The sequence below is a fragment of the Cutibacterium namnetense genome, assembly GCF_001642025.1.
Taxonomy (GTDB): Bacteria; Actinomycetota; Actinomycetes; order Propionibacteriales; family Propionibacteriaceae; genus Cutibacterium; species Cutibacterium namnetense.
Map to the genome: position 1 here is coordinate 1 of NZ_LWHO01000015.1, position 5549 is coordinate 5549.

The following is a 5549-nucleotide window of genomic DNA, read 5'->3' on the forward strand; positions in this document are numbered from 1 at the left end:
GGTAAGGTTGGCTGGGCTGCTGCTTTTGGGTGGTGGTGTGGTTGGCTGGTTCTGCTGGCTGGTCTTGGGATCATGGTTTTGTGGTTTCGGGGTTGGTGTGGTAGGATTGGTCGGGTCGCCTTGTGATGGTTTCTGCGCTGGTGGTGTGGGGATTGTTGCGGTGGGTGTGATGCTTGAGAACTCAACAGTGTGTCTTTGATAGTCAATGATTTTTTTGATGCATCAGTGTGATGTGTCGGATTTTGTTTATGATTCCTTTGTGATTCTGGACATGTGACTGATTTTTTGGTCAGTGTTTGGGGTTAGTGTATTGGATTCTTCATGTGTGTCACTGTGGCCTGCATTTGTTGTGTGGGTGGGTGATATTTTTTCATTGGAGAGTTTGATCCTGGCTCAGGACGAACGCTGGCGGCGTGCTTAACACATGCAAGTCGAACGGAAAGGCCCCCTTGTGGGGTACTCGAGTGGCGAACGGGTGAGTAACACGTGAGTAACCTACCCTTGACTTTGGGATAACTTCAGGAAACTGGGGCTAATACCGGATAGGAGCTCCTGCTGCATGGTGGGGGTTGGAAAGTTTCGGCGGTTGGGGATGGACTCGCGGCTTATCAGCTTGTTGGTGGGGTAGTGGCTCACCAAGGCTTTGACGGGTAGCCGGCCTGAGAGGGTGACCGGCCACATTGGGACTGAGATACGGCCCAGACTCCTACGGGAGGCAGCAGTGGGGAATATTGCACAATGGGCGGAAGCCTGATGCAGCAACGCCGCGTGCGGGATGACGGCCTTCGGGTTGTAAACCGCTTTCGCCTGTGACGAAGCGTGAGTGACGGTAATGGGTAAAGAAGCACCGGCTAACTACGTGCCAGCAGCCGCGGTGATACGTAGGGTGCGAGCGTTGTCCGGATTTATTGGGCGTAAAGGGCTCGTAGGTGGTTGATCGCGTCGGAAGTGAAATCTTGGGGCTTAACCCTGAGCGTGCTTTCGATACGGGTTGACTTGAGGAAGGTAGGGGAGAATGGAATTCCTGGTGGAGCGGTGGAATGCGCAGATATCAGGAGGAACACCAGTGGCGAAGGCGGTTCTCTGGACCTTTCCTGACGCTGAGGAGCGAAAGCGTGGGGAGCGAACAGGCTTAGATACCCTGGTAGTCCACGCTGTAAACGGTGGGTACTAGGTGTGGGGTCCATTCCACGGATTCCGTGCCGTAGCTAACGCTTTAAGTACCCCGCCTGGGGAGTACGGCCGCAAGGCTAAAACTCAAAGGAATTGACGGGGCCCCGCACAAGCGGCGGAGCATGCGGATTAATTCGATGCAACGCGAAGAACCTTACCTGGGTTTGACATGGATCAGGAGTGCTCAGAGATGGGTATGCCTCTTTTGGGGTTGGTTCACAGGTGGTGCATGGCTGTCGTCAGCTCGTGTCGTGAGATGTTGGGTTAAGTCCCGCAACGAGCGCAACCCTCGTTCACTGTTGCCAGCACGTTATGGTGGGGACTCAGTGGAGACCGCCGGGGTCAACTCGGAGGAAGGTGGGGATGACGTCAAGTCATCATGCCCCTTATGTCCAGGGCTTCACGCATGCTACAATGGCCGGTACAAAGAGTTGCGAGCCTGTGAGGGTGAGCGAATCTCGGAAAGCCGGTCTCAGTTCGGATTGGGGTCTGCAACTCGACCTCATGAAGTCGGAGTCGCTAGTAATCGCAGATCAGCAACGCTGCGGTGAATACGTTCCCGGGGCTTGTACACACCGCCCGTCAAGTCATGAAAGTCGGTAACACCCGAAGCCGGTGGCCTAACCTTTTGTGGGGGAGCCGTCGAAGGTGGGACTGGTAATTAGGACTAAGTCGTAACAAGGTAGCCGTACCGGAAGGTGCGGCTGGATCACCTCCTTTCTAAGGAGTTTTTTGTGAGTGGAATGTTGGCGTCCTGCCGGTGAGGTGGGGTTGGAGGCATGCTGTTGGGGTTCTGGGGTATCACATGTGTGTGGTGGCCTGGTGCGATGCTGTGTTGTGCGCGTGAGTGTGTGGCGTGGTGTTCGTGTGGTGGTTGAGAACTGTATAGTGGATGCGAGCATCTTTATTTTTTGTTGTGTGACTTGTTGTTGTGCAAGTTGTGTAGTGCGATCGGTGGATGCCTTGGCACCAAGAGCCGATGAAGGACGTTGTGACCTGCGATAAGCCCTGGGGAGTTGGTGAACGAGCTGTGATCCGGGGGTGTCCGAATGGGGAAACCTGGAATGTCCGGAGTAGTGTCCGGTGACCCTGCCCTGAATGTATAGGGGTGTGGGAGGTAACGCGGGGAAGTGAAACATCTTAGTACCCGTAGGAAGAGAAAACAATTGTGATTCCGTGAGTAGTGGCGAGCGAAAGCGGATGAGGCTAAACCGTGTGTGTGTTCAAGCCGGCAGGCGTTGCATGTGCGGGGTTGTGGGGGCCTTGTGGTTCTGCTGCCGCAGGATTGGCCAGTAAGAAATGTTGCGTGAAGGTGAAGCGTCTGGGAAGGCGTACCGGAGTGGGTGAGAGTCCTGTAACTGTAAGCGTGGCACTGGTGTGGGTTGCCCCAAGTAGCGTGGGACTCGTGGAATTTCGCGTGAATCTGGCGGGACCACCCGTCAAGCCTAAATACTCCTTGGTGACCGATAGTGGATGAGTACCGTGAGGGAATGGTGAAAAGTACCCCGGGAGGGGAGTGAAATAGTACCTGAAACCGGTCGCATACAAGCCGTCAGAGCCTCTTATGGGGGGTGATGGCGTGCCTTTTGAAGAATGAGCCTGCGAGTTAGTGATGCGTGGCGAGGTTAACCCGTGGTGGGGGAGTCGTAGCGAAAGCGAGTCCGAGAAGGGCGTGAGTCGCGTGTTCTAGACCCGAAGCGGTGTGATCTATCCATGGCCAGGATGAAGCGTCGGTAAGACGTCGTGGAGGTCCGAACCCACTTCAGTTGAAAATGGAGGGGATGAGTTGTGGATAGGGGTGAAAGGCCAATCAAACACCGTGATAGCTGGTTCTCCCCGAAATGCATTTAGGTGCAGCGTTGCGTGGTTCTTGTCGGAGGTAGAGCACTGGATGGTCTAGGGGGCTTATCGGCTTACCGAAATCAGCCAAACTCCGAATGCCGGCAAGTTGAGCGTGGCAGTGAGACGGCGGGGGATAAGCTTCGTCGTCGAGAGGGAAACAGCCCAGATCATCAGCTAAGGCCCCTAAGTGGTAACTCAGTGGAAAAGGATGTGGAGTTGCGTAGACAACCAGGAGGTTGGCTTGGAAGCAGCCATCCTTGAAAGAGTGCGTAATAGCTCACTGGTCAAGTGATTCCGCGCCGACAATGTAGCGGGGCTTAAGTTATCCGCCGAAGCTGTGGCAACTGTGATAGTTGGGTAGGGGAGCGTCGTGTTAGTGGTGAAGCTGCCGGGTGACCGTGTGGTGGAGTTAACGCGAGTGAGAATGCAGGCATGAGTAGCGTTTGACGGGTGAGAATCCCGTCCGCCGATTATCCAAGGGTTCCAGGGTCAAGTTTGTCTGCCCTGGGTGAGTCGGGTCCTAAGGCGAGGCCGACAGGCGTAGTCGATGGGTAACCAGTTGATATTCTGGTACCGGCTTGTCACCGTCCGTGTCGAGGTGTGTGATGCTAAGCATGTGAGTCTGCCTTGGGAGCATCTTTGATGTTTTTGGGGTTGGGTGAGTGTGTGAACCGATCATGTAGTAGGCAAGCTGCGGAGGGACGCAGTGAGGTAGCTCATCCCCGGCGATGGTTGTCCGGGGCTAAATGTGTGGACTGTCTGGTAGGTAAATCCGCTGGGCGTGAAGGTTGAGGCATGATGGCGAGCCCACGAGTGTGGGTGAGTGAGTGATCCTGTACTGTCAAGAAAAGCTTCGTGAGCGAGGTGGCGGGTCCGCCCGTACCCTAAACCGACACTGGTGGATAGGTAGAGTATACCGAGGCGATCGAGTGAATCGTGGTGAAGGAACTCGGCAAAATGCCCCCGTAACTTTGGGATAAGGGGGACCTGAACTGTCACGCGCCTGTGCGGTGTGGTGGCGGTGAGGGGCGCAGAGACCAGGGGGAAACGACTGTTTACCAAAAACACAGGTCCGTGCGAAGTCGTAAGACGATGTATACGGACTGACTCCTGCCCGGTGCTGGAAGGTTAAGGGGAACTGTTAGTTTCGGCGAAGCGGTGAACTTAAGCCCCAGTAAACGGCGGTGGTAACTATAACCATCCTAAGGTAGCGAAATTCCTTGTCGGGTAAGTTCCGACCTGCACGAATGGAGTAACGATTTCCCTACTGTCTCCACCATGAACTCGGTGAAATTGCATTACGAGTAAAGATGCTCGTTACGCGCAGCAGGACGGAAAGACCCCGGGACCTTTACTATAGTTTGGTATTGGTGATTGGGACGATTTGTGTAGGATAGGTGGGAGACGTTGATACGGCCACGCTAGTGGTGGTGGAGTCGTTGGTGAAATACCACTCTGATTGTTCTGGTTATCTCACTGTGGACCGTGATCCGGTTCAAGGACAGTGCCTGATGGGTAGTTTGACTGGGGCGGTCGCCTCCTAAAAGGTAACGGAGGCGCCCAAAGGTTCCCTCAGCCTGGTTGGTAATCAGGTGGTGAGTGTAAGTGCACAAGGGGGCTTGACTGTGAGACTGACAGGTCGAGCAGGGACGAAAGTCGGGACTAGTGATCTGACGGTGGCTTGTGGACGCGCCGTCACTCAACGGATAAAAGGTACCCCGGGGATAACAGGCTGATCTTGCCCGAGCGCTCATAGCGACGGCATGGTTTGGCACCTCGATGTCGGCTCGTCGCATCCTGGGGCTGGAGTCGGTCCCAAGGGTTGGGCTGTTCGCCCATTAAAGCGGCACGCGAGCTGGGTTCAGAACGTCGTGAGACAGTTCGGTCCCTATCCGCTGCGCGCGTAGGAATCTTGAGAAGGGCTGTCTTTAGTACGAGAGGACCGAGACGGACTGACCTCTGGTGTGCCAGTTGTTCTGCCAAGAGCATGGCTGGTTGGCTACGTCGGGTCGTGATAACCGCTGAAAGCATCTAAGCGGGAAGCACGCTTCAAGATAAGGATTCCCACAGGATTATCCTGGTAAGGTCCCCGAGAGACGATCGGGTTGATAGGCCAGACGTGGACGCATCGTAAGGTGTGGAGCTGACTGGTACTAATAGACCGAGGACTTACCCTCAACACGTGACACACGAGACTCGCATCCACTATACGGCTCCCAACCCCTACAAGGGTTGCGTGAAGCCACGCATACCTCGTGACCCCCAAGTTTTTCCGGTGGTCATAGTGGAAGGGAAACACCCGGTCCCATACCGAACCCGGTCGTTAAGCCTTCCAACGCCGATGGTACTGCACGAGGGATCGTGTGGGAGAGTAGGACACTGCCGGAATACATTCCCCGTGTGCGGCATGGTGAACACACACTGGCGAGCATTCCCCCGAGAATGCCTGCCAGTGACCCCGTGTTCACCATGCCGCACACACGGGCGTATACGCGGGCACGGCCACACCCCCACAAACACCACCCACCAGCCAG

Annotated in this window: 1 protein-coding gene and 3 rRNA genes; all 4 read left to right on the forward strand. The window is 55.5% G+C overall.

Annotation, left to right across the window (positions count from 1 at the left end):
- On the forward strand, positions 1-199 hold a 199-nt coding region (locus A5483_RS12275), incomplete at its 5' end, for a hypothetical protein (RefSeq protein WP_206598488.1).
- Positions 200-370: 171 nt separating this feature from the next.
- Positions 371-1893 (forward strand): 16S ribosomal RNA (locus A5483_RS10900).
- 211 nt (positions 1894-2104) lie between these two features.
- A 23S ribosomal RNA gene (locus tag A5483_RS10905) occupies positions 2105-5192 on the forward strand.
- 94 nt (positions 5193-5286) lie between these two features.
- A 5S ribosomal RNA gene (gene rrf, locus A5483_RS10910) occupies positions 5287-5403 on the forward strand.
- The 16S, 23S and 5S rRNA genes sit together here, the layout of an rRNA operon.
- The last annotated feature ends 146 nt before the right edge of the window (positions 5404-5549 follow it).